We start from the raw sequence: 20710 nt of genomic DNA on the forward strand, positions 1-20710 counted from the left end.
GCGCCATGAATCATCGGGTCGCGGTGCTCGTGCTGGACGGCGCCAAGCCGCTCGACGTCGGCATCCCCGCGCAGGTGTTCGCCAACCGCCCGACGATGCCGTACCAGGTGTACGTGTGCGGGGCCGCGCCCGGTCCGGTAGCCGGCGGCGACGGGCTGTCGTACCACGTGGCCGAGGGGATCGAGGCGTTCGCACACGCGGACACGATCTTCATCCCCGGCTACCGGCAGCCCGCCACCACCGAACCGCCGGACGCGGTGATCGCCGCGCTGCAGGCCGCCCACCGGCGCGGCACCCGGCTCGCGGCCATCTCGACCGGCGCGTTCGCGCTGGCCGCGACCGGTCTGCTGGACGGCAAGCGAGCCACCACCCACTGGCACTACACGAGGGCCCTCGCGAAGAAGTACCCACAGGTACGCGTCGACGAGAACGTGCTGTTCGTGGACGAGGGCGACGTGCTCACCTCGGCCGGTGCGGCTTCCGGCATCGACCTGTGCCTGCACCTGGTGCGCCGCGACCACGGCGTCGGGCTCTCCAACATCGTGGCGCGCCGGCTCGTCGCGGCGCCGTACCGCAGCGGTGGCCAGGCCCAGTACGTGCCCCGCAGCGTTCCGGAGCCGCTCGGCGACGTCTTCGCCGGCACCCGCGAGTGGGCCCTGGCCCGGCTGGACGAGCCGCTCACGCTGGAAGCGCTGGCCCGCAACGCCCGGGTCTCGGCCCGCACCTTCTCCCGGCGGTTCGTCCAGGACACCGGGTACACGCCGATGCAGTGGGTGCTGCGGGCCCGCGTCGACCTCGCCCGCGAGCTGCTCGAGGTCACCGCCCTGGGCGTGGAGCAGATCGCCGCCCGGGTGGGCCTGGGTACGGCCGCCAACCTGCGCCTGCACTTCCAGCGCATCCTCGGCACCTCACCGACCGAGTACCGCAACACGTTCTCGTCCTGATCTTGCTGGCGAGATCCTTGCGCACGGTGGCTCTCCAGCCACTGTCGCGGCGCGCAAGGGTCGCCCACGATGAAGCCATGACTCGCATCGCCGTCAATGGCTTCGGACGCATCGGACGCAACACCCTGCGGGCCCTGCTGCAGCGCGACAGCAAGCTCGAGGTGGTGGCGATCAACGACCTCGCCGCCCCGGAGACCCTCGCCCACCTGCTCCGGTACGACAGCGCGCTGGGGCGCCTGGGCCGCCCGGTCGAGATCGACGGGGCCGACCTGGTGGTCGACGGCCACCGCATCCGGGTGTACGCCGAACGCGACCCGGCCGCCCTGCCCTGGGCCGGGCTCGACGTCGACATCGTGCTGGAGGCCACCGGCCGCTTCACCGCCGCCAAGGCCGCCCGGGCCCACCTCGACGCCGGCGCGCGGCGGGTGCTGGTGAGTGCGCCCTCCGACGGCGCCGACGTCACGCTGGCCTTCGGCGTCAACACCGGCACGTACGACCCGGACCGGCATCTGATCGTCTCCAACGCCTCCTGCACGACCAACGCACTGGCGCCGCTGGCGTCGGTACTGGACGACCTGGCCGTCATCGAGCACGGCTTCATGACGACCGTGCACGCGTACACCCAGGAGCAGAACCTCCACGACGGCCCGCACCGCGACCTGCGCCGGGCCCGCGCGGCCGCGGTGAACATCGCGCCCACGACCACCGGTGCGGCCAAGGCGATCGGCAAGGTGCTGCCGCGGCTCGACGGCAAGCTCACCGGCGACTCGATCCGCGTGCCGGTGCCGGTGGGCTCGCTGGTGGAGCTCAACACCACCGTCGAGCGGGAGGTGAGCCGGGCCGAGGTGCTGGCGGCGTACCGGGCCGCGGCCGGCGGCGCGCTGCACGGCATCCTCGAGTACAGCGACGACCCGCTGGTCTCCAGCGACATCACCGGCAACCCGGCCTCGGCCGTCTTCGACGCCGCCCTGACCCGCGTCGACGGCCGGCACATCAAGGTGGTCGCCTGGTACGACAACGAGTGGGGTTTCGCCCACCGCGTCATCGACACCCTGGAGCTGATGGCCTCCGCCTGAGGTCCGGTAGGTTCTCCTGATGTCCCGCACGACGCACCGCACCCGGCGGCACGACCTCGGTGACTTCCTGCGGCGGCGCCGCGAGTCGCTCACACCGGCGGCGGCCGGGCTGCCCGGGGGCGGGCGGCGGCGGACGCCGGGACTGCGCCGCGACGAGGTGGCGGTGCTCGCGAACATGTCGGCCGTCTACTACGAGCGCCTGGAACAGGGCCGGGGCCCGCAGCCGTCGGCGACCATGCTGAGCAGCCTGGCCCGGGCGTTGCAGCTCAATGACGACGAACGCGGGCACCTGTACCGGCTGGCCGGTCAGGCCGCGCCGCCGGCACCCGAGCCCGCCGGATACGTCGACCCCTCCCTGCTCGCCGTTCTGCAAGCGGCGGCCGCCACCGCGCCGGGATTCATCTCCGACGAGCTCGGCACGGTCGTGGCCCAGAATTCGTTGAACATCGCGCTGTTCGGGGAGTTCGCGGGCCGGCCCGGATGGCAGGCCAACCTGATCTGGCTCTGGTTCACCTCCGCCGAGTGGCGGCGCACCCTCGAACCGGAGAGCCAGCACGAGCAGACCGGCCGGGCGTACGTGGCCGACCTGCGCGCGATCACCGGCGGCCGGGACCACGATCCGCGGGCGGCGGCGCTGGTGGCGGACCTGCGCGCGGCCAGCGCCGACTTCGCGGGCCTGTGGGACCGGCACGAGGTGTCCGTGCTGCACTGCGCCACCAAACGGGTCGAGCACCGCGAGGCCGGCCGGCTCGACCTCGACTGCTCGGTGACGCTGAGCCCGCTGTCCCGGCAGCGGATGCTGTTGCTGCACCCGGTGCCGGGCACGGGGACCGACGAGCGGCTGGCGCGGCTCGCGGCCACCCTGAGCGGCCCGGTCGCTGCCCTCAGGCGGTGACCGGCTCGGATCGGCGGGCCCGGTAGGCCGCGCTGATCACCCCGGCGAGGGCCTCCGGCGCGGACAGGAACGGCGAGTGCGAGGTCGCCAGCTCGACGACTGCGGTGGGGTGGGCCGACACCGCGTCGATGTCCGCGACGAACCGGCGTTGCAGCGCGGGCGGCACGGCCCGGTCCTCGGTGCAGACGACGTAGGTGTGCGGTACCGACCCGTACCGCTGGCGGGTGACGGTGAGCGGCTCACCCGGGATGCCGGCCGGGCCGTCCGGGCCCAGCAGCCCGATGGCCGCGCGGGCGACGTGCTCGTCGACGTCGTGGTAGAAGGTCTGGCGGACGGACGCGTGCCGCGACACCTCGCCGGGATCGAGTCGCAGCGCCCCGACGGCGGCCGGGTCCGCGGTCAGCAGCCGGCTGACCAGCTCGCCGTCGTTCTCCGCACCGGCGAGATAGTCCACCGCGGACCGTCCGTCGACCGGGGCGAACGCGGTCACGTAGATCAGCTCGGCGAAGAGCTCCGGGGCCTGCTCGGCCGCCGCGGTGGCGACGACACCGCCCATGCTGTGCGCGACGACCACACAGGGCCTGCCCCCGCCGGCCTGCCGGATCTGGGCGACGAGGGTCGCAGCGGCCGAGGAGGCGGTCACGGCGGCCGACGGCGCGGGCTCGGTGGCGAAGCCGGCCGGATCGAACGGCCGCGACCAGCGGGCCGCCGGCGAGCGCCCGGCCAGGCCGTGCCCGTCGAGATCAACAGCAACGGAGGGTACGCCGTGCGCGGCCAGCGGTCCGGTCAGCCGGCTCCAGCACCAGCTGCCGTGCCACAACCCGTGCACCAGGACGATCGGGGTGAATGCGGTCATGATCAGCACGGTAGGACGCGGCCCGCCGGCGAGCCACGCACCATCGGTACGAGGCTTGCGGCGCCGTCCTACACTCCCTCCTTTGTGGACCACTTCAGGTGGTTTCACGGGGGACGAAGAGGAGTCCAGATGAATCGCACCATCAGCCGTACGCTCGTGGCGGCCCTGCTCGGCACGACCACGGCGCTGACCGGCATGAGCGCGGCCGCGGCCGCACCGGCCGGCCGGCCCGCGCCGATGGCCATCACCGCCACCGACCTCGTCTACGGCCAGCCGAGCCTCTCCGGTCAGCGGACCGGCACCCACACGGTCACCATCACCAACCTGACGAACCGCACCATCCCGTCGCCGCTGCTCACCCTGCCCAACTCGAGCCTGCTGGCGATCGACCACAGCACCCTGGACGGGTGCCCGCGGGCCCAGTCCAGCGCGACCTCGCTCCGCTGCTGGTCCACTCCGCTGGCAGCGGGGGAGACCCGCGAGTTCGCGTTCGGCTGGATCACCAGCGACCGGGGCCCCGGCGCCACGGTCGGCGTCCAGGTCGAGGTGGCCCGCGAGAGCGGCGGCGCGCCGGTTCCGCGGACCGCCGCCCGGACCACCTGGCAGGTGTCGTTCGCGCCGCTCACCGGCACGTTCGACATCGCGGCCTCCGAGCTGCGGCTGGCCGAGGAGGCCGACGGCGTGTGGCGCGGCACGGTGGGCGTCACGGTGACCAACATCAGTGCCGAGCCGGTGCCGTACCCGGTGGTCCGGTTCTTCACTCCGAGCGAGGAGACCCAGGCCTGGACCGACTGCGTGTCGGTGCTGGCCGGACCGGAGGTCCCGGCCTGCCTGCTCGCCCCGCTGGCCGCGGGGGAGACCCGCGAGCTGTCGCTGGTCTGGGCCTCGCCGTGGGGACAGCCGGGCGTCGACCCGACCGTCCGCATCGACGCGGCCCCGGACGCGACCGGCACCGCCGTCATCGAGGGCACCGGCGCGGGCGCCCCGGTCCGCGTCGTCCTGGCCGGCTAGGGCCGGTCTGTCGAATACGGCGACGCCGAGGCGAGGTTGAGGTTTCGGGTCGCACGTGGGCCGGGCGGGCGAATACGGAGTGGTACTCGGCCGCCCGGACCGCGCCGCGAGGCGGATCGTAGGCCCGGCGCAGACCTCATGATCGGCGGGCGGGCCCGAGCGGCTCGCCCGGTCTGTTCCTGGCACAGCCTCAGGCGTCCGCCGGGCTGCCTTGGGCAACCCGGCGGACGACATGCGGGAGATCGCGCGGGTCATCTCGACCGTCCGTAGCCGACCGTCGAGGCACCCGGATGCTGTCTCAGGACCTCGCAGGCACCCGCGGGGGTGCGGCGCAGCGGGCCCCCTTCTCCGGCAGCTCGAGGTCGACCAGATACCGGTCGACCGCCGCCGTCGTGCAGGGCGTCGTCCGGTACGCCCCGTGGCCCCAGCCCTCGTAGGTGACCAGCCGGCCGTGCCGGCCCAGCTGGGCCGCGACGTTGCTCGCCCACTCGTAGCCGGTGCGCGGGTCGTGCAGCGCGTTGAGCAGCAGCAGCGGGATCGGGGTGTGGATCCGGGGAGTGTGGATCGGATTGCGGACCGGCGTCGGCCAGCCTAGGCACGTGCCCACGGCGAGCAGGCCCGCGCCGTAGCGTACGTCGGGTGCCACGGCCGCGGCCGTTCTCACCAGCTCGGCGTAGTCGGTGTAGTCGCGCAGCGGCACCGGCCAGTCGTTGCAGAACACGGCGGTGCTGATCGGCGGGATGGCGGCCGGGACCCGGGTGCCCTCGGACAGCGACAGCACCGCCGCGGCGAAGCCGGGCCAGTCCGGGCGGGCCAGGGCGCCGATCGGGATCGCGGCGATGCCTCGTCCGGTGGTGCTGCGGGTCATGGGGTTTCCCTTCGCTGGATCACCCCAGCATCGATCGGCGTCGACGCGAGCCGATATCGGGAAACACCCTGAGATGGCCCTGACCGCCCACCCTGAGGCCCGCCCGCCGGGGCGGGCCGGTGGGCCGGCCGTCCTCAGTCGAGGCAGAACTCGTTGCCCTCGGGGTCGGTCATCACGATGAAGCCGGAACTCATCGGCGGCTCGGGCTCGGAGCGGCTCACCCGCCGGGCCCCGAGCGCGACGAGCCGGTCGCACTCGGCCTCCAGCGCGGCCATCCGCTCCTCGCCCTCCAGACCCGGGGCCGCGCGGACGTCGAGATGGACGCGGTTCTTGGCCACCTTGTCCTCCGGCACCTGCTGGAAGAACAACCGCGGCCCCCGGCCCTGCGGGTCCTCGATGGCCGAGCGCGTGTTGCGCTCCTCCTTCGGTACGCCGACCCGCTCGAGGAAGTCCTGCCAGGCAGCCAGCGGGTCGGCGTCCTCGGGCAGCTCGACGCCGGGCGGGCCGGGGTGGACGTAGCCCAGGGCGTCACGCCAGAAGGTGGACAGCGCCGCCGGGTCGTGGGCGTCGAAGGTCACCTGGATCTCGCGGCTCATCGGGTTGCTCCGTTCGTGTGCAGGTAGAGGTCGCGCAGCAGGCAGACCTCGGACAGATGGTGGATCAGCTCGCGGTGGATGTGCAGCACCAGGTCGGCCATGCTCGCGTCCGGGTACGGCTCCTTCGCGCCGACGGCCGTCCGCAGCCCGGCCTGGCCGAGGTCGCGGACGCCGGCCAGCCAGACGCCGAGCTGGGCCTCGAGCTGACCGAGCGCGGTACGTGCGTCGCCGGCGTACTCCCACGACTCGTACGACGCGGGCGGTGCACCGAAGTGCGCCGCGTTGCGGGCGGCGAGCACGCCGACGATGACGTGCCCGAGCCGCCAGGCGATCGTGGTGAACGCGGCCGGGACCGGCTCCGGGAACGCGTAGTCGATGGTGAAGTCCCCGGCACCGACCTGGACGGGCGCCGTGGAGCTGCCGCGTGGCCGTACGCTCCAGGCGTCCGGCACCGGCGACCAGAGGTATTCCTCGTCGGTGAGCCCGTCGAGCCGGGCACGGAGCTGCCGCTCCCAGTGGAACTCCCACTGCTCGCGCAGCGTGGTGTTCCAGTCCGTGTCTGCTTCCATGCCGCCCACCTTGCCACCTATGGCGGACAGTATCGGTCCGCTATCTCTGACAGGGTGGGTGGATGGACGCGACGGACGGCGGCGAGCGGGGCACCACCGAGCGGGTGCTCACCCTGCTCGGACTGCTGCAGCAGCGCCAGGTCTGGACCGGTCCGGAGCTGGCCGGGCGGCTCGGGGTCACGCCACGCACGGTGCGCCGCGATGTCGAGCGGCTGCGCACGCTCGGCTATCCGGTGCACGCCAGCCAGGGCGTCGGCGGCGGCTACCAGCTCGGTCCCGGACAGCACCTGCCGCCGCTGCTGTTCGACGACGAGGAGGCGATCGCCACCGCGGTCTCGCTGCTGGCGGGGGCGGGCGGCGCGGTGGCGGGGGCCGGCGATGCCGCGCTGCGGGCGCTGACCAAGCTGGACCAGGTGCTGCCCCTGCGGCTGCGGCACGATGTCCGCGCGCTCGCCGGCTCGGTGGAGTCCTTCGGCGACGGCGGCCGTACCCCGGTCGACCCGGAGGTCCTCATGACGCTGGCCCGGGCGTGCCGCGACCAGGTCGAGGCCGGTTTCGGCTATCCGTCGGGCAGCGAGGTACGCCCGCGCCGGGTCGAGCCGTACCGGCTGGTCGCCTCCGACCGCCGCTGGTACCTGTTCGCCTACGACCTCGACCGCGACGACTGGCGCAGCTTCCGCGTCGACCGGATGATCGAGGTGGCCGCCCGGACCTGGCACTTCCGCCCGCGCCCGGCCCCTGACGCGGCGACGCATGTGCAGGAGGGCGTGGCCAGCCGGGTCTACCGGCACCAGGCCCGATTCCTGGTGCACGCGCCGGCCGACACCGTCCGCGCGCAGGTGCCGGCGTCCGCGGCCGTCGTCCGGCCGCGCGGGAGCCACAGCTGCGAGGTGCTCAGCGGGGCCGGCAGTCTCGACTTCGTGCTCATGCACGTGGTCCTCCTGGGACACGATTTCGAGGTGCTCGATCCCCCGGAACTGGCCGGACGCTGCCGCGCCCTGGCCCGGCGCCTGCTGGCAGCCGGCACAGCCGCGGCGGCGGACGGATAGCCGCCGCAGCGGTCAGCGCCGCTCGACCACGTCGCGCTGCCCCAGCTCCGTGCGGAGCCGTTCCATCTTCCGGTCGAGGTTGCCGGCCACCGTCGCGGCCTCCTGGAGCTCCTCCATCAGGCCGGCCGGGATGTCACCGTGGTATTTGTAATTGATCTTGTGCTCGAGGCCGGCCCAGAAGTCCATCGCCGCGGTACGGATCTGCACCTCGACCGGGACCAGCTCGACCCGGTCGGAGAGGAAGACCGGTATCTCGAGGATCAGGTGCAGGCTCTGGTAGCCGTTCGGTTTGGGATCGCGGATGTAGTCCCGGGTCCGGATCACCTTCACGTCCTGCTGACGGGTGAGCATGTCGGCGACGCGGTAGACGTCGGAGATGAAACTGCACGTGATCCGGACACCGGCGATGTCGAGCAGGTGCCGGCGGATGCTCTCCGGCTGCAGCCCGTACCCCTTGCGCAGCACCTTCTCCGCGATGCTGGCGGGCGACTTGAGCCGCGACTTGACGTGCTCGATCGGGTTGACGTCGTGGGTGAAGGTGAACTCCTCACGCAGGATCCCGACCTTCGTGAGCACCTCGTCGAGACCGAACTTGTAGGTCATCATGAAGGCGCTGAGGTCACCCACCGCGGTGCCCAGCTCGGCCCCCCGCTCGAAGGGATTCGCGCGCAGTTCACGCCGTACCGGTCGCGGGATGAGCTGGTCTGCCTCGATCATGCTTCATGGTTGCCCGGTGCCGCGTCCCGGCACATCCACCAGCCGCAGGCTTTCCGGCCGGCCGCCGTACACCAGTCGTGGTATCCGGCGGCCGATCCGGTCAGCGGATCCGGGGACGGAACGCGTCGTGCACGTCCAACGGGGAGCCGCCGCCCTGGTCGCCGCCGCCCGGGATGTGCACGGTGCCGCCCACGGTGACCGCGGCGGTGCCGTGCCGCGGGACCGGCATGGGCGCCAGGCGCTGCCACCGGTCCCGGCGGGTGTCGTACGCCTCCACCTGGTCGAACACCGTGTTGGTGCCGTCGACGACGTTGCCCTCGCCGCCGAAGGTGTAGATGGTCGTCCCGACGGCCGCGGCGGCGATCCCGCCCCGGGCGGTCGGCATGGGGGCACGCTCGGTCCACCCGCCGCCGCGCAGGTCGAGGCTGTACACGGTGTCGCGGACGTTGACCTGACCCCGGTCGCGGCCGCCGAGCACGTAGAAGGTCCGGCCGATGACCACACCACCGACGTGGTCGCGAGCTTCCGGCAGATCGGGCAGGGACGTCCAGGTGCCGGTCGTGACGTCGTACGCGTCCACGTTCGTGACCGTGTCCTGCAGGCCACCGGGTCCCGGGGTCAGCGTCCGCATCCCGCCGGCGAGATGGATCCGGGTGCCCTGGACGCCCATGGCGGCGCTGCCGCGGGCGATAGCGGCCGGCATCGGCGGCAGCGTGCTCCACCGGTCGTTGGCCGGGTCGTAGACGTAACTGTCCCGCAGTGCCTGCCAGGACGAGCCGCCGGACAGCCCGCCGAGGACGTAGAGCTTGCCGCGGACCGTCGCCACGTTGGGATGGTTCATGGGTACGGGCAGCGGGGCGGCCGGGCGCCACGTCCCGCGCCGGGTGTCGTAGACCTCGACGTCGGGCACGGTGGCCACGCCGCCGGCGCCGTCGGGCTTGATCCCGCCGATGACGTACACGTGCCGGCCGATGGCGGCGACGCTGTGCTCCTGCCGGGGTCCGCCGGCGATCGGGGCCAGGGGGCGCCAGCCGTTGCCGTACGCCGGGGCGGGCGCCGGGCTCGCCGGGACGTGCGGCCCCGGGTGCCCGGGATGGGCCTGGGCGGCACCGGCCGGGAGCACCAGAACAGTGGTGGTGAGTGCGGTGGCGAGGATGCCACCGGCGGTGCGGGCGTACCTGGAGGGCATGGCTTTTCCTTTCAGCTCGGTAGGGACGCGGTGACCGAGCCCGGGTCGCACAGCGGCCGGGCTGGGGCGGGCACCTTGATCACGAGCCCGGGACCGGACGGGTCGTGCCGCGCCGCCGGCTCCAGGGAGCCGGCGACCGCAGCGGCGGCCCAGAAGAGAGACAGGCCCAGGGAGCCGGCGGCCAGAGTCGCGACGGTGCGGCGACGGATCAGGTACGGCATGGCGGTCTTCCTTTCGGCGCGGCGATCCTCTATTTGTAATACGAGCCGTATCGTTTTGCAAGACGAGGAGTCTCGTTATGCTGAGGCCCATGACGCAGCAGGGCACGGAGCCGGTACGCCGGACCCGGGGGCGGACCCGTGACACCCGCACCACCGAGGCCATCCTCGAAGCGGCCATGGCGATGCTGGTGGAGAAGGGACTGACCGGCTTCACCATCGAGGGTCTGGCCGCGCGCGCCGGTGTGGGCAAGGCGACCATCTACCGGTGGTGGCCGTCGCGGGGCGCCGTGGCTCTGGACGCGTTCCTGGCCGCGGTGGAGCCGCAGGTCCCGTACCCGGACACCGACGACTTCCCGACCGCGTTGCGCACCCAGGTGACCGCGCTGGTCCGGGTGTTCAGCGAGACGCCGGTGGGGCCCGTCGTCCGGGCTCTGATCAGCGAGGCGCAGCGTGACCCGGACCTGGCCGAGGCGTTCCGCACCCGCTGGCTGGAGGCCCGCCGCGTCGTCGGCCGGGCCGTGTTCGCGCAGGCCCAGCGCAGCGGCCAGATCCGCGACGACCTCGAGGCGGAGACCGCCATCGACCTGATCTACGGGGCGGTCTACTTCCGGCTCATGACGGCGCACGCCCCGATGGACGACGAGTTCGTCACCAACCTGATCGACTACGCGCTGCGGGGCCTGGCCCCCCGGTAGAGCCGGCTCAGTCCGGGACGGCCGTGATCACGCCGGACGGCGGTGGCAGCGCGGTCAGGCCGGAGAAGCTCCACCCGGTCCCGGCCAGCCAGCCGGCCACCTCGTCGACCTGGTACAGGTCGCCGCCGCTGATGACGAGGAACTCGCCGGCGCCGAAGCGGGCCGACGGGTGCGGCGCCTGGTCGGTGCGCCACCAGTCGACGAGCAGCAGGGTGGTGCCGGGCTCGGCGACCGCCCGCAGGCGCCGGAACAGCTCGGTGATGCGGTCCGGGGGCAGCAGGTGCACCAGGTTGGCGACCAGGATGACGTCGTGCCCGGCCGGCAACGGCGCCGCGAAGACGTCGGCGCCGATGGCGGTGAGCCGCGGGACCGCCTGCCCGGCGACCACCTCGGCCACCTCGGGCAGGTCGATCAGGGTGGCGGTGAGATGGGAGTACGCGGCCAGTACCGGCCGGACGAACGTGCCGTACCCGCCGCCCACGTCGAGCAGCCGCCGGTGCCGGCCGAAGTCGTAGGTGCGGGCCAGGTCGGCCGCGGTCTCGGCGGTGACGAGCGCGACCGTGGACTCGTACGCCTCGGTCTGCTCCTGGTCGAGCACCGGGCGCACGCCGCGCCGGGTCCGGAACGCCTCGCCGGCCTTGCCCCAGGCCGGATAACTCACCGTCGCCCAGTAGCGCGCCATCGGCCGCAGATCGACCGGCCCGCGTCCGGTCAGGAACGCCTCCGCGTCCGGCGCGGTGCGGAACGCGGCACCGTCGCGCACCAGCAGGCCGGCGTCGGCCAGCAGATCGGCCATCGCCCGGGCGCTGCGTTCCGGGATACCACAGCGATCGGCGAGCTCGGCCGGGGTGGCGGGATCCGGCCCGGCCGCGGTGAACAGGCCGGTCTCGACGGCCGTGAACAACGTCTGGGAAATCATGTAGCCGCAGTACAGATCGATGATGCGGGCCGGTCCGGGCGGACCGTCCGGCGACTCGAACACCCGGGACATCGCGGCACCTCCTCGCGCTCCGGTCCACATTGTCACTCATCGATGGGTGGATCCGGGACGGGTCGCCAGGGAAAAGAATCCGGCCCAGGACGGTGGCGTCCTGGGCCGGAGTGGTGCCGTGCGGGTCGATCAGGCGAAGTTCACGTCGCTGCACCACATGTAGGCCTGGTCGAGGTGCGAGGCCTGCCAGATGAAGAAGACGATGTGATGTCCGGTGTAGCCGGAGGTGTTGATGTTGAAGGTGATGTTCTGCGCCGGGGCGTAGCGTCCGGTCTGCGTGATGAAGTCCAGGTTGCCCCAGCCGAGGCGCTGCGTGGCCGGGTTGAACCCCTGCTTGCTGACGTAGACCCGGAAGAAGTCGGCACCGTGGCTGGCCTGGTCGTACAGGCGCACCGAGAAGTTGTTGCCGACGTTGGTCCGCTTCCAGGCGCCGGGCTGGTTCAGGCTGTCGTTCCTGGCCAGTCCGTTGCTGCAGAGCTGCCCGTCAGGCGTGCGGGCCTGGTACTGCTGGCCGAGGCCGTCCCGCAACTGGCTCATCCAGTTCCACATGGTGTCGGGATTGGACTGGAACGCCTGGTAACACATGGGGTCCTGCTGCTGCAGGGCCGGGCTCGTGTGCTGGCTGCCCCAGGACTGCCAGCACTGGTAGGCCCGGGTCGCCGGATCGACGATGGTGCCGTGGGCCTGCGCCGCGCCGGCCCAGGGCACCGTGCCGACCAGGACGGCGAGCAACAGGACGAGCGCTCGGATGGGCTGGCGGACAAGTGAGGGGGATCGCCTGCCGGATTGTCCGAGCTGGGGGGAACTCATGGATCATCTCCGTTCGTCGACGCGAGGGTTGCTATGGGAGCGCTCCCAGTATGACATCGAGGTAAATCAATTTCAATGATTGGTGAGGATTAGGCCGAGAGTATGCCGAGATGGCCGGACCGGCGGCTGCCGGTCCGGCCCGCGTGCGGGCGGCCGCTCAGTGCCGGAAGCCGCCGACGATGCTGGTCAGCTCGCTGGCCAGGCGGGTCAGCTCGGCCGCGGCCTGCTGGGTGGTCCGGGCGCCGTCCGCGGCGGAGGAGGCGACATCGGCCACCGTACGGGCCACGTCGCTGCTGCTGGCCGAGGAGGCCCGCTCCGCCACGTCGGAGGCCCCGGATGCTCGGCCTCACCGAACGGGTCCGGGTGGCGGGCGGCATGCTCTTCCACGGTACGACCACCGGCGGCGGGTTCCGGCTCGCGGCGACTCTGCCGTACCCCCGGGATCAGGACGAGGCTCCCCGGGCCGCCGCCGCGGCCGGGCCCGCGCCACCCCCGGCCGCCCGCGCCGACTTCGCCGAGCTGGTCGGCCGCGACCGCCGGCGGTCGCGGCTCGTGCTCGCCGCCGTGACCCTCGCCATCGGCGGCGTCCTGGCCCTCTGCACCGCCGGAATCTGGCTCACCATCACCCTGGGCACCGTCGAGCGGGCGGCCTTCGACGAGGTCCACATCGGACAGCATGCCGCCGCGGTGCGCGCGTTGCTGCCCCGAGGGCGGCGCGGTCGCCGGCGCGGTCGGCCGGCAGGTGCTCGACCGGCTGCCGGCCGCGCCCGTCGCGGCGGCGGAGGAGCTGCGCAAGGTCGCCACGTTGAGCGACCGCGAACGCGGGGTCCCAGCGCGCCGGGCTGCTCGGCTAGCCACGACCGCTCCGGTGGGCCGCGAAGGCGCCGGTGCCCTCGAAGGCCAGCCGGGCGAAGTTCTCGCCGATGCGGCGGTGGGCGGCGGCGTCCGGGTGCAGCCGGTCCGGCAGCGGCAGGTCGGCGAAGTCGGCCGCACCGTAGAGGCCGAGCCCGTCCAGGTGGTGCAGGTGGGGGTCGTCGGTGGCGCGCTGTGCCACGATGCGGGCCAGCTCCTCGCGGATCACCCGCAGCGTCAGCTTGCCGGCGGCGCGGTCGGCGGGGTCGCCGGTGGCCACGAACTCGACCCGCCCGTCCCGCAGGGCCCCGAGGTCGAAGGAGGCCGGGCCGGGGGTGCCCTCGTGGATCGGGCAGTAGATCGGGGAGACGACCAGCAGGGGAGTGCTGGGGTGGCCTTCCCGGATGGTGTCGAGGAAGCCGTGCACGGCTGGGACGAAGGCGCGCAGCCGCATGAGGTCGGCGTTCACCAGGTTGATGCCGATCTTGACGCTGATCAGGTCGGCCGCGGTGTCCCGCAGGGTACGCGCGGTGAACGGGTCGAGCAGCGCGCTGCCGCCCAGGCCCAGGTTGATCAGGTCCACACCGCCCGCGGCGGCGGCGACCGCCGGCCAGGTGGTGGACGGGCTCGCGGCGTCCGAGCCGTGGCTGATCGAGCTGCCGTGGTGCAGCCACACCGGCCGGTCACCGCCGGTGGCGGGCACGACCGGGGCATCGGTACGCAGGGCGACGAGCTCGGTGGCCTCGTTGTGCGGCAGCCAGATCTCGACATCCTTGTCGGTGTCCGGCAGGCCGGTGAACGACACGGTACCCACCGGGCCGGGCTGGTGACTGGTGCTCCCGGTGGCCATGTCGATGGTCAGAGTGGCCCCGCCGGCCACGCTGCGCCGGCTGGTCAGGTGGCCGTCGACGAGCAGGTCGTACACGCCGTGCGGGCGGGGCGGCAGGCCGGCGTAGACCCGGCGGGTGGCCAGGGTGTCGAGCTCGACGGCCGTGGCGCGGGTGCGGAAGCTGATCCGTACGCCGGAGGGCTGGGCCTCCACCATGGCCAGCTGCGGGTCCGGCGTCTGGGCCCGGGCCCGGGCCGGCAGCCGGTGCGGCCGCAGGCCGTGTTCGGTGCGTTCCAGCTCGGCGGCTCCGCGGACGAGGCCGGCGGTCAGCGGGGTGGTGATCCAGGTGTTGATGACGTCACCTCGGGGTCGAGGGCGGAGAGTCACTCCGCCGGCCAGTTGCGCAGCAGGGCGTCCAGGGCGTCCATGATGCGGGTCCAGGACTGCTGCGAGTCGGGGCTGCTGTGGTCGAAGCCGCCGGCCAGCTCCAGGCTGATGTAGCCGTGGAAAGTGCTGCCGATCAGCCGTACGGCATGGGTCTGGTCCGCCCCGCCCAGCTCGTAGCCGCGCAGGACGGCGCGGAGCAGCTGCGCGTGCCGCGGCCCGGCGCTGGCGGCCGCGGTCGCCGGGCCGAGCCGCATGCGCGTCGCGGCATAACGGCCGGGGTGGGTGCGGGCGTAGTCGCGGTAGACGTCGCCCAGCGCCGCCAGGGCGGCCCGGCCCGACCGGCCGGCCAGAGCCGCCGCGCTGAGGTCGGCCAGCTCGTCCAGGGCCAGCAGGGCGATCCGGGTCTTGAGGTCGCGTGAGCTCGCGACGTGCGAATACAGGCTCGGCACCTTGACCTGGAACTGTCGGGCGAGCGCGGACACGGTGACCTGGTCGAAGCCGACCTCGTCGGCCAGCTCGGCCCCGGCGCGCACCAGCCGCTCCGGCGTCAGACCCGCTCGGGACACAGTCAGCCCTCCCTTCCTAATCCAACTATGCATCTGCCTAATACCTTTAGGCAAGGGGGTGGGTGGACAATGGGGTGCGCGTTCCGCGCGTCAGCAGGGAGGTCCGCGATGAGTGGCGATCGTGAACAGATCGAGCCCCGTACGGAGGATGAGCTCGCCCAGCAGCGACAGGCCAGGTTCGGTCACCTGCCCGCGCGGGTGAGCCCCGAGGACCTGGTCGAGTCCGAGGAGGCCGAGCCGGTGCACGAGGAACCGGACCAGCCCATGGTCCGCCGGGAGTGGGGCTGAGGTCGCGAGGCCCCGCGGAGGCCACGACGCGCCGATTGGCTGCTTCGGCCCGGCGGGTGCGCTGACACACTCGTCGAAGTGGAGATCAGAGAAGCGCAGCAGCTCTGGAGTGCCCTGCCCGGCTGGTTGAACACGGCCGGTTACGGCCTGCCGCCGGCGCCCGCGTGGGACGCGCTGCAGGCCGCGCTCGGCGACTGGCGGACCGGCGCCACCTTCGCCACCGACTGGGACGGAGCCACCGGGCTGGCCCGTGCCGGCTTCGCCCGCCTGCTCGCTGTGCCCGAGGGCGACGTCGCGGTCGGTGCGCAGGCGTCCCAGCTGCTCGCCCCGGTCGCCACCGCCGTCGCGGACGGGTCGCGGGTGGTGGTGCCCGAGGTGGAGTTCACGTCGAACCTGTTCCCCTGGCTGGTGCACGGCGACCGGCTGAAGGTGGTCACGGTGCCGACCGACCGGCTGGTGGAGACGGTGGCCGCGGGCTGCGACCTGGTGGCGTTCTCGCTGGTGCAGTCGGCCACCGGGGAGGTCGCCCCGTACGAGCAGGTCATCGCGGCCGCGCGCGGGGTGGGGGCGACGGTGGTCGTCGACGCCAGCCAGGCGTGCGGGTGGCTGCCGTTCGACGCCGAGCTCGCGGACGTGGTGGTGGTGAGCGCGTACAAGTGGCTGATGTGCCCGCGGGGTGCGGCGTTCGCGTATCTGAGCCCGCGGTTCCGTGACGGGGTCCGGCCGATCGCCGCGGGCTGGTTCGCGGGGGCCGACCTGCGCGATTCCTACTACGGCCCGGAGATGCGGCTGGCCGGCGACGCGCGGCGCTTCGACGTGTCACCGGCGTGGTTCAGCTGGATCGGGGCCGCGCCGGCGCTCGCCGTGGTGGAGCAGATCGGCATCGCGGCGATCCACGACCACAATGTGGCCCTGGCCAACCGCTTCCTCGCCGGGCTGGACCGGCCGGCCGGGGACAGCGCGATCGTCACCTTCGACGCCCGCGACGCCGGAGCCGCCCTTTCGGCGGCCGGCGTCCGGGTGGCCCAGCGGGCCGGCCGGCTCCGCGCGTCGTTCCACGTCTACAACACCCAGGCCGATGTGGACCGGGCGCTGGACGTGCTGACCGGCTGACCTTCATCGCACCGGAGTGTGCAGGACGTCGCGGGCCTGCTCGGCGGCGCGCACGATGCTCTCGCTGATGAAGTCGAGGAAGCGGGCGATGTTCTCCAGGCGGGTGGCGGCGGCGGTGTGCGGGCCGAGGAGCGCGACGCCCCGGCGCGCGGTCTCGACCAGCTGGTCGTTGGCGCGGGCGCTGGCGATCGTCGCCTGGTAGAAGAGCTCGTCGTCGACGATGTAGCGGTCGCGGCGGCGTTCGTCGCGCTCCCGGCCGACCAGGCTCTGGCTCTCCAGGAAGGCGATCGCCTTGGAGATGGAGGCCGGGCTGACCTGGACGCGCCGGGCCAGCTCGGCCGCGGTGAGCCTGCCCGCGTCCGTGGTGAACAGGCAGGTCAGCACCCGGGCCGACATCTTGGGAAGGCCCGCGCCCATGAGGACGGTGGTGAGCGTCTCCTCGTACTCGGCCAGGGCCTCGGCGTCGCGTCCGGACGGCTGGGCGGCCGGCCCGGCGCCTCGGGCCGTCGTCGGCCGGCGGCGATGGGCGCGGCGTTCGGTGGCGCGGTGGGCCAGATCGGCCCGGTACGCGGTGGGGCCCCCGTTGCGCATCACCTCCCGGGTGATCGTCGACGTCGGGCGATCGAGGCGGCGGGCGATCTCGGCGTAGGGGAGGCTGTCGGCCAGTCCCAGCCCGATCTGCTGGCGTTCCTGCTGGGTGAGCCTGCCTCCCGGCATCGTGATCTCCTCGGTCCGTGGCTGTTCCGGTGTCGCCACCATAGCGTTCACTCCTGTCCCATTGCAATGATCGCCGTGTGCGCGTTGCATTATTCAGCATTGTCATTGCAATGATTGCGCGGATTTGAGCTGCAAAAACGCTCGTCCAGTGCAACAAGCACGTTGCCTGATACAGAAAGGCAACGTAGCGTTTCTCGCATCGGAAACAACGAGCGAGCACGGGAGAACACGATGCCGACATTCGACACCCCCGCCCCCATCTCCGCGGTCCTGGACATCCCCGCCGGGCGTATCCAGGTCATCGCCGCCGACCGGGCCGACACCGTCGTCGAGGTCCGGCCGGCCGATCCCGCCGCGAGCCGCGACCTCAGGACCGCGGAGCAGACCACGGTGGCCTACTCGGACGGCGTGCTCCGGATCCACGCCCCGGCGTCCCGCCACCAGCTTCTCGGCGCCCCGGGGTCCGTGGAGGTCACCGTGCGGGTGCCCGCCGGCTCGCGGATCGAGGCCCAGGCCGCTGCCGCCGAGTTCCGCGGCGTCGGCCGGCTCGGCGACCTTGCTGTCGAGGGCGCGTACCGCCAGATCAAGATCGACGAAGCGGGGAGTGTCAGGCTGACCGCGGTCGACGGCGACGTCGAGGTCGGCCGGCTGCACGGCCCCGCGGAGATCAGTACCACCCGGGGTGACATCCGGATCGCGGAGGCGGTGCGCGGCACGGTCGTGCTGCGCACCGAGTCCGGCGACATCTCGGTCGCTGCCGCCGCCGGCGTCTCGGCGGTCCTGGACGCCGGCACCGGCCATGGCCGGGTCAGCAACGCCCTCAGGAACGACGGTGCCGCCGACCTCGCCATCCGCGCCACCACCTCGCACGGCGACATCGCCGCCCACAGCCTGTGAAAGGGGAGACCATGAGCGAGAACACCACCTGGACCGGCATGGTGCCGGTCGAGGACACGGCCCTGGCCGTCACCGACACCGGCGGCCCCGGCGTCCCCGTCATCTACCTCAACGGCCAGTTCGCCACCCAGGGGTACTGGCGCCGGGTCCTCGCGGAACTGGGACCGCAATGGCGGCACATCACCTACGACGAGCGGGCCCGTGGCAAGTCGGAGCGGTCGGCGGACTATTCGTTCGAGGCGGCCGTCCGGGACGTCGACGCCGTCCTCGCGGCCCGCGGCGTGGACCGGGCCCTGCTGGTGGGCTGGTCCTACGGGGCGGTCGTCGCGGCGCACTGGGCCGGCCGGAATCCGCAGCGCGCCCTCGGTGCGGTCCTGGTCGACGGCGCGTTCCCGCACGACTGGCTCGACGCGGCGATGGAGCTGCGGATCCGCAAGCTGTTCCGGCGGATGCGCTGGTTCCTGCCGTTGCTGCGCCCGACCGGCCTGGCCCCGCGGATGACCGCCGGCCAGCAGGCGGACAGCAACATCGAGCTCGGCCGGCTCTCCCGTGAGCGGGAGCTGGGCCCGGTGCTGGACGGCATCACCGTCCCGGTGCGCTATGTCGTCGCTTCCGGGACCTCCTTCGGCAGCCGCGGTGACGAGCAGGAGAAGATCCGCGCCGGCCTGGAAGCGGTGACCGTGCGCAACCCGCACATCCGGATCGCGGCCAAGGTCGCCAGCGGCCACGGGGCGATTCTCAAGAAGGACTTCGCGGCCGTCGCCGACGCGGTCCGAGCGGTGGCGAATCAAGAATCTCAAGATCGGAACAATAAACGTTAAGGATTGATGGTGTATACCTTGAGATATGACAGATCAGGCGATGGACTGGCAGGAGCTGACCGGTCTGACCGGGGGCCGGTCGTTCGTGGTCGAGCGGGTGCGCCTGGCCGGCAGTGACATCGCGATCGAGGGCGCGTTCGAGCCGCCGCAGCTGGCTCAGCTCACCGTCGAGGATCAGGTCTTCGTCACGGCGTTCGTGCGGTGCCACGGCTCGATCAAGGAGATGGAGCGGATCTTCGGGGTGAGTTACCCGACGATCAAGTCCCGGCTCAACCGGATCACCCAGCAGCTCACCTTCGTCGAGACCGATCCGGCGCCGTCGCGGGCCGACGTCATCGACCGGCTCCGCCGCAGCGAGATCACCGCCCGGCAGGCACTGTTCGAACTGGACGGTGACACGTGATGCCGCAGCTGGTGACCGTACGGGTGCAGAACCGGAGCGGCCGCCCCATCCGGATCTGGGTGCCCGTGCTGCCCGTGGTGCTCGTGTTCCTGCCGGTCCTGGTCCTGGCCGTCCTGGCGGCTACCGTGGCGTGCCGCGTCCACCGCGTCAGCGTGGCGCGGGCCCTCGGTGCGGGCTGGCACACCGTCTCGGCGTTGCCCGGCACCCGGGTCGACATCGAGCAGGGCCGCACGGCCGTGCTCGTCACCGTCCGATAGGAGAGCTCGCGATGAACGAACAGCGCAGGGACATCCTCGATCTGCTGGCCGAGGGCAGGATCACCGCGGAGGAGGCCGAGCGGCTCATCGCCGCGCTCGAACGCCACCAGCCGCCGCCGGCCGCCGGCCTCGCCGCGCGACCCCACGGCAAGGTGAAGTACCTGCGCGTGATGGTGGACTCCGTGGAGAACGGCGAGCGCGGCCGGGTCGACGTCCGGGTGCCGTTGCAACTGCTGCGGGCCGGGGTGCGGCTGGCCGCCCTGATCCCGCCGCAGGCCCTGGGCCGGGCCAACGCCGAACTGAGCCGGTCGGGCGTGCCGTTCGACCTGACGCAGCTCAAACCGGAGCAGCTCGAGGCGCTGGTGGACCACCTCGACGAGATGACCGTCGAGGTGGACCAGCCCGATGCCCAGGTGCGGGTCTTCTGCGAGTAGGCCGCGGATCACCCGGCGCGGGCCGGGAGAGTCTCGGCGGGGTGGCCCGGGTGCGGCTTGCGGTTGCTGATCCGGCGGCGGACCAGCTCGATGAGGCCGCCGAACGCGAACGACAGCCCCAGGCCCACCCCGAGGCCCAGCAACGGATTCTCGACGAAAGCCGCGCCGCCCACGAAGCCCAGCCCCGCCGTGTACGCGGCCCAGGCCACCGCCGCGACGGCCGAGGCGGGGCTGAACCGGGCCAGCGGCAGCCGGGCCGTGCCGCAGGCCAGGTTCATCGTCACCCGGCCGCCCGGCAGGAACCGCGACATCACGATCAGCAGCCCGGTACGCCGGTCGAGCTGCCGGCCCGCCGCGGCCACGGCCCGGCTGACATGCCGGGAACGGTTGATGAGCCGGGGACCCAGGACGCTGCGGCTGAGGCCGTACGCGAGGTGGTCGCCGACGAAGACGCCCAGCGCCGTGGCCAGCACGACCAGCACCACGCTCGGCGTGCCGGAGTGGGCGAACACGCCGGAGGCCAGCACCGCGGCCTCGGACGGGATCATCGGCAGCACGCCGTCCAGGCTGCACAGGCCCGCGAGCAGCGGGTAGAGCAGCGGGGACGTCATCACGGGGCCCACCAGAGTCATCAGATCCATGGGCCGAAGCGTGGGCGC

At 72.8% G+C, this 20710-nt stretch carries 26 protein-coding genes and 1 pseudogene; 13 read left to right on the plus strand and 14 right to left on the minus strand.

The features are described 5' to 3' along the window. Positions 1–5: 5 nt before the first annotated feature. The 3 genes from Aau02nite_RS11620 (at position 6) to Aau02nite_RS11630 (ending at position 2915) form a co-directional block, all read left to right on the plus strand. Positions 6–944 (plus strand): GlxA family transcriptional regulator, encoded by a 939-nt coding sequence (locus tag Aau02nite_RS11620; RefSeq protein WP_212988381.1) that lies wholly within the window; start codon positions 6–8, stop codon positions 942–944. A gap of 77 nt (positions 945–1021) precedes the next feature. Then, on the plus strand, positions 1022–2020 hold the full coding sequence (gene gap / locus Aau02nite_RS11625) for a type I glyceraldehyde-3-phosphate dehydrogenase (RefSeq protein WP_212988382.1): 999 nt from the start codon (positions 1022–1024) through the stop codon (positions 2018–2020). 19 nt (positions 2021–2039) lie between these two features. Further along, the gene (locus Aau02nite_RS11630) at positions 2040–2915 is read left to right on the plus strand and encodes a helix-turn-helix transcriptional regulator (RefSeq protein ID WP_212988383.1); all 876 of its coding nucleotides are present in this window, start codon (positions 2040–2042) and stop codon (positions 2913–2915) included. Here Aau02nite_RS11630 and Aau02nite_RS11635 read toward each other — a convergent pair. Next, on the minus strand, positions 2905–3771 hold the full coding sequence (locus tag Aau02nite_RS11635) for an alpha/beta fold hydrolase (protein ID WP_212988384.1): 867 nt from the start codon (positions 3769–3771) through the stop codon (positions 2905–2907). The genes Aau02nite_RS11630 and Aau02nite_RS11635 overlap by 11 nt on opposite strands. Positions 3772–3900: 129 nt before the next feature. On the opposite strand from Aau02nite_RS11635, the gene Aau02nite_RS11640 reads away from it, so the two are divergent. Beyond that, positions 3901–4782 (plus strand): hypothetical protein, encoded by an 882-nt coding sequence (locus Aau02nite_RS11640; RefSeq protein ID WP_212988385.1) that lies wholly within the window; start codon positions 3901–3903, stop codon positions 4780–4782. Between the two features lie 298 nt (positions 4783–5080). Here Aau02nite_RS11640 and Aau02nite_RS11645 read toward each other — a convergent pair. From Aau02nite_RS11645 to Aau02nite_RS11655, 3 genes and pseudogenes are all read right to left on the minus strand, one after another. Further along, positions 5081–5512, minus strand: a pseudogene (locus tag Aau02nite_RS11645) (alpha/beta hydrolase); the annotation flags it as partial. Between the two features lie 272 nt (positions 5513–5784). Then, positions 5785–6246, minus strand: coding sequence for a VOC family protein (locus Aau02nite_RS11650; RefSeq protein WP_212988387.1), 462 nt, complete (start codon positions 6244–6246; stop codon positions 5785–5787). Then, the gene (locus Aau02nite_RS11655; RefSeq protein ID WP_212988388.1) at positions 6243–6815 is read right to left on the minus strand and encodes a DinB family protein; all 573 of its coding nucleotides are present in this window, start codon (positions 6813–6815) and stop codon (positions 6243–6245) included. Before Aau02nite_RS11655 ends, Aau02nite_RS11650 begins: the two co-directional genes overlap by 4 nt. Positions 6816–6877: 62 nt before the next feature. Here Aau02nite_RS11655 and Aau02nite_RS11660 point away from each other — a divergent pair, with 62 nt between their 5' ends. Next, positions 6878–7864, plus strand: a complete 987-nt coding sequence (locus Aau02nite_RS11660) for a helix-turn-helix transcriptional regulator (protein ID WP_212988389.1) — start codon at positions 6878–6880, stop codon at positions 7862–7864. A 12-nt stretch (positions 7865–7876) separates the two neighbouring features. Here Aau02nite_RS11660 and Aau02nite_RS11665 read toward each other — a convergent pair whose 3' ends face one another. From Aau02nite_RS11665 to Aau02nite_RS11675, 3 genes are all read right to left on the minus strand, one after another. Continuing rightward, positions 7877–8581 (minus strand): GTP pyrophosphokinase, encoded by a 705-nt coding sequence (locus tag Aau02nite_RS11665; RefSeq protein WP_212988390.1) that lies wholly within the window; start codon positions 8579–8581, stop codon positions 7877–7879. Between the two features lie 100 nt (positions 8582–8681). Then, a complete protein-coding gene (locus Aau02nite_RS11670; protein WP_212988391.1) occupies positions 8682–9770 on the minus strand; it encodes a Kelch repeat-containing protein in 1089 nt (362 codons plus the stop codon). Positions 9771–9781: 11 nt separating this feature from the next. Next, positions 9782–9991, minus strand: coding sequence for a hypothetical protein (locus tag Aau02nite_RS11675; protein WP_212988392.1), 210 nt, complete (start codon positions 9989–9991; stop codon positions 9782–9784). 89 nt (positions 9992–10080) lie between these two features. Here Aau02nite_RS11675 and Aau02nite_RS11680 point away from each other — a divergent pair, with 89 nt between their 5' ends. Beyond that, complete coding sequence (locus tag Aau02nite_RS11680; protein ID WP_212988393.1) at positions 10081–10686, plus strand: TetR/AcrR family transcriptional regulator; 606 nt, start codon at positions 10081–10083, stop codon at positions 10684–10686. A 7-nt stretch (positions 10687–10693) separates the two neighbouring features. On the opposite strand, the gene Aau02nite_RS11685 is transcribed toward Aau02nite_RS11680, so the two are convergent. From Aau02nite_RS11685 to Aau02nite_RS11705, 5 genes are all read right to left on the minus strand, one after another. Further along, positions 10694–11677 (minus strand): methyltransferase, encoded by a 984-nt coding sequence (locus Aau02nite_RS11685; RefSeq protein WP_212988394.1) that lies wholly within the window; start codon positions 11675–11677, stop codon positions 10694–10696. A 129-nt stretch (positions 11678–11806) separates the two neighbouring features. Beyond that, positions 11807–12487 (minus strand): lytic polysaccharide monooxygenase auxiliary activity family 9 protein, encoded by a 681-nt coding sequence (locus Aau02nite_RS11690; RefSeq protein WP_212988395.1) that lies wholly within the window; start codon positions 12485–12487, stop codon positions 11807–11809. A gap of 157 nt (positions 12488–12644) precedes the next feature. Then, positions 12645–12809, minus strand: coding sequence for a hypothetical protein (locus Aau02nite_RS11695; protein WP_212988396.1), 165 nt, complete (start codon positions 12807–12809; stop codon positions 12645–12647). Positions 12810–13337: 528 nt separating this feature from the next. Beyond that, the gene (locus tag Aau02nite_RS11700) at positions 13338–14555 is read right to left on the minus strand and encodes a GDSL-type esterase/lipase family protein (RefSeq protein WP_212988397.1); all 1218 of its coding nucleotides are present in this window, start codon (positions 14553–14555) and stop codon (positions 13338–13340) included. Continuing rightward, a complete protein-coding gene (locus tag Aau02nite_RS11705; RefSeq protein WP_212988398.1) occupies positions 14552–15121 on the minus strand; it encodes a TetR/AcrR family transcriptional regulator in 570 nt (189 codons plus the stop codon). The genes Aau02nite_RS11700 and Aau02nite_RS11705 overlap by 4 nt, the downstream gene beginning before the upstream one ends. A 108-nt stretch (positions 15122–15229) precedes the next feature. Between Aau02nite_RS11705 and Aau02nite_RS11710 the strand changes: the two genes are divergently transcribed. After that, positions 15230–15409 (plus strand): hypothetical protein, encoded by a 180-nt coding sequence (locus tag Aau02nite_RS11710; RefSeq protein ID WP_212988399.1) that lies wholly within the window; start codon positions 15230–15232, stop codon positions 15407–15409. 78 nt (positions 15410–15487) lie between these two features. Further along, on the plus strand, positions 15488–16522 hold the full coding sequence (locus tag Aau02nite_RS11715; protein ID WP_212988400.1) for an aminotransferase class V-fold PLP-dependent enzyme: 1035 nt from the start codon (positions 15488–15490) through the stop codon (positions 16520–16522). Between the two features lie 3 nt (positions 16523–16525). Here the strand turns inward: Aau02nite_RS11715 and Aau02nite_RS11720 are convergent, their stop codons facing one another. Beyond that, positions 16526–17239: a helix-turn-helix domain-containing protein gene (locus Aau02nite_RS11720; protein WP_212988401.1), complete on the minus strand. Its 714-nt coding sequence runs from the start codon at positions 17237–17239 to the stop codon at positions 16526–16528. A gap of 231 nt (positions 17240–17470) precedes the next feature. Here Aau02nite_RS11720 and Aau02nite_RS11725 point away from each other — a divergent pair, with 231 nt between their 5' ends. Genes Aau02nite_RS11725 through Aau02nite_RS11745 form a run of 5 tightly spaced genes read left to right on the plus strand, consistent with a single transcriptional unit; the run spans position 17471 to position 20051 of the window. Then, positions 17471–18136, plus strand: coding sequence for a DUF4097 family beta strand repeat-containing protein (locus Aau02nite_RS11725; protein ID WP_212988402.1), 666 nt, complete (start codon positions 17471–17473; stop codon positions 18134–18136). An 11-nt stretch (positions 18137–18147) separates the two neighbouring features. Continuing rightward, the gene (locus Aau02nite_RS11730; protein WP_212988403.1) at positions 18148–18957 is read left to right on the plus strand and encodes an alpha/beta fold hydrolase; all 810 of its coding nucleotides are present in this window, start codon (positions 18148–18150) and stop codon (positions 18955–18957) included. A gap of 25 nt (positions 18958–18982) precedes the next feature. Continuing rightward, positions 18983–19360, plus strand: a complete 378-nt coding sequence (locus tag Aau02nite_RS11735; RefSeq protein WP_246595066.1) for a DUF2089 domain-containing protein — start codon at positions 18983–18985, stop codon at positions 19358–19360. Further along, positions 19360–19617, plus strand: coding sequence for a hypothetical protein (locus Aau02nite_RS11740; protein ID WP_212988404.1), 258 nt, complete (start codon positions 19360–19362; stop codon positions 19615–19617). The genes Aau02nite_RS11735 and Aau02nite_RS11740 overlap by 1 nt, the downstream gene beginning before the upstream one ends. A gap of 11 nt (positions 19618–19628) precedes the next feature. Next, complete coding sequence (locus Aau02nite_RS11745) at positions 19629–20051, plus strand: SHOCT-like domain-containing protein (protein WP_212988405.1); 423 nt, start codon at positions 19629–19631, stop codon at positions 20049–20051. An 8-nt stretch (positions 20052–20059) separates the two neighbouring features. Here Aau02nite_RS11745 and Aau02nite_RS11750 read toward each other — a convergent pair whose 3' ends face one another. Further along, positions 20060–20692 (minus strand): DedA family protein, encoded by a 633-nt coding sequence (locus tag Aau02nite_RS11750; protein WP_212988406.1) that lies wholly within the window; start codon positions 20690–20692, stop codon positions 20060–20062. Between the last annotated feature and the right edge of the window lie 18 nt (positions 20693–20710).

It is taken from the genome of Actinoplanes auranticolor, assembly GCF_018332655.1.
GTDB classification, from domain to species: domain Bacteria; phylum Actinomycetota; class Actinomycetes; order Mycobacteriales; family Micromonosporaceae; genus Actinoplanes; species Actinoplanes auranticolor.

Bases quoted from the DNA above. Each gene is read 5' to 3' on its own strand.
- Aau02nite_RS11720 (WP_212988401.1), bottom strand. From the start codon at position 17,239: ATGCCGGGAGGCAGGCTCACCCAGCAGGAACGCCAGCAGATCGGGCTG.
- Aau02nite_RS11670 (WP_212988391.1), bottom strand. From the start codon at position 9,770: ATGCCCTCCAGGTACGCCCGCACCGCCGGTGGCATCCTCGCCACCGCA.
- Aau02nite_RS11685 (WP_212988394.1), bottom strand. From the start codon at position 11,677: ATGTCCCGGGTGTTCGAGTCGCCGGACGGTCCGCCCGGACCGGCCCGC.
- Aau02nite_RS11690 (WP_212988395.1), bottom strand. From the start codon at position 12,487: ATGAGTTCCCCCCAGCTCGGACAATCCGGCAGGCGATCCCCCTCACTT.
- Aau02nite_RS11675 (WP_212988392.1), bottom strand. From the start codon at position 9,991: ATGCCGTACCTGATCCGTCGCCGCACCGTCGCGACTCTGGCCGCCGGC.
- gap (WP_212988382.1), top strand. From the start codon at position 1,022: ATGACTCGCATCGCCGTCAATGGCTTCGGACGCATCGGACGCAACACC.
- Aau02nite_RS11730 (WP_212988403.1), top strand. From the start codon at position 18,148: ATGAGCGAGAACACCACCTGGACCGGCATGGTGCCGGTCGAGGACACG.
- Aau02nite_RS11710 (WP_212988399.1), top strand. From the start codon at position 15,230: ATGAGTGGCGATCGTGAACAGATCGAGCCCCGTACGGAGGATGAGCTC.
- Aau02nite_RS11620 (WP_212988381.1), top strand. From the start codon at position 6: ATGAATCATCGGGTCGCGGTGCTCGTGCTGGACGGCGCCAAGCCGCTC.
- Aau02nite_RS11745 (WP_212988405.1), top strand. From the start codon at position 19,629: ATGAACGAACAGCGCAGGGACATCCTCGATCTGCTGGCCGAGGGCAGG.
- Aau02nite_RS11640 (WP_212988385.1), top strand. From the start codon at position 3,901: ATGAATCGCACCATCAGCCGTACGCTCGTGGCGGCCCTGCTCGGCACG.
- Aau02nite_RS11725 (WP_212988402.1), top strand. From the start codon at position 17,471: ATGCCGACATTCGACACCCCCGCCCCCATCTCCGCGGTCCTGGACATC.
- Aau02nite_RS11750 (WP_212988406.1), bottom strand. From the start codon at position 20,692: ATGGATCTGATGACTCTGGTGGGCCCCGTGATGACGTCCCCGCTGCTC.
- Aau02nite_RS11740 (WP_212988404.1), top strand. From the start codon at position 19,360: ATGCCGCAGCTGGTGACCGTACGGGTGCAGAACCGGAGCGGCCGCCCC.
- Aau02nite_RS11650 (WP_212988387.1), bottom strand. From the start codon at position 6,246: ATGAGCCGCGAGATCCAGGTGACCTTCGACGCCCACGACCCGGCGGCG.
- Aau02nite_RS11735 (WP_246595066.1), top strand. From the start codon at position 18,983: ATGACAGATCAGGCGATGGACTGGCAGGAGCTGACCGGTCTGACCGGG.
- Aau02nite_RS11680 (WP_212988393.1), top strand. From the start codon at position 10,081: ATGACGCAGCAGGGCACGGAGCCGGTACGCCGGACCCGGGGGCGGACC.
- Aau02nite_RS11660 (WP_212988389.1), top strand. From the start codon at position 6,878: ATGGACGCGACGGACGGCGGCGAGCGGGGCACCACCGAGCGGGTGCTC.
- Aau02nite_RS11635 (WP_212988384.1), bottom strand. From the start codon at position 3,771: ATGACCGCATTCACCCCGATCGTCCTGGTGCACGGGTTGTGGCACGGC.
- Aau02nite_RS11630 (WP_212988383.1), top strand. From the start codon at position 2,040: ATGTCCCGCACGACGCACCGCACCCGGCGGCACGACCTCGGTGACTTC.
- Aau02nite_RS11655 (WP_212988388.1), bottom strand. From the start codon at position 6,815: ATGGAAGCAGACACGGACTGGAACACCACGCTGCGCGAGCAGTGGGAG.
- Aau02nite_RS11665 (WP_212988390.1), bottom strand. From the start codon at position 8,581: ATGATCGAGGCAGACCAGCTCATCCCGCGACCGGTACGGCGTGAACTG.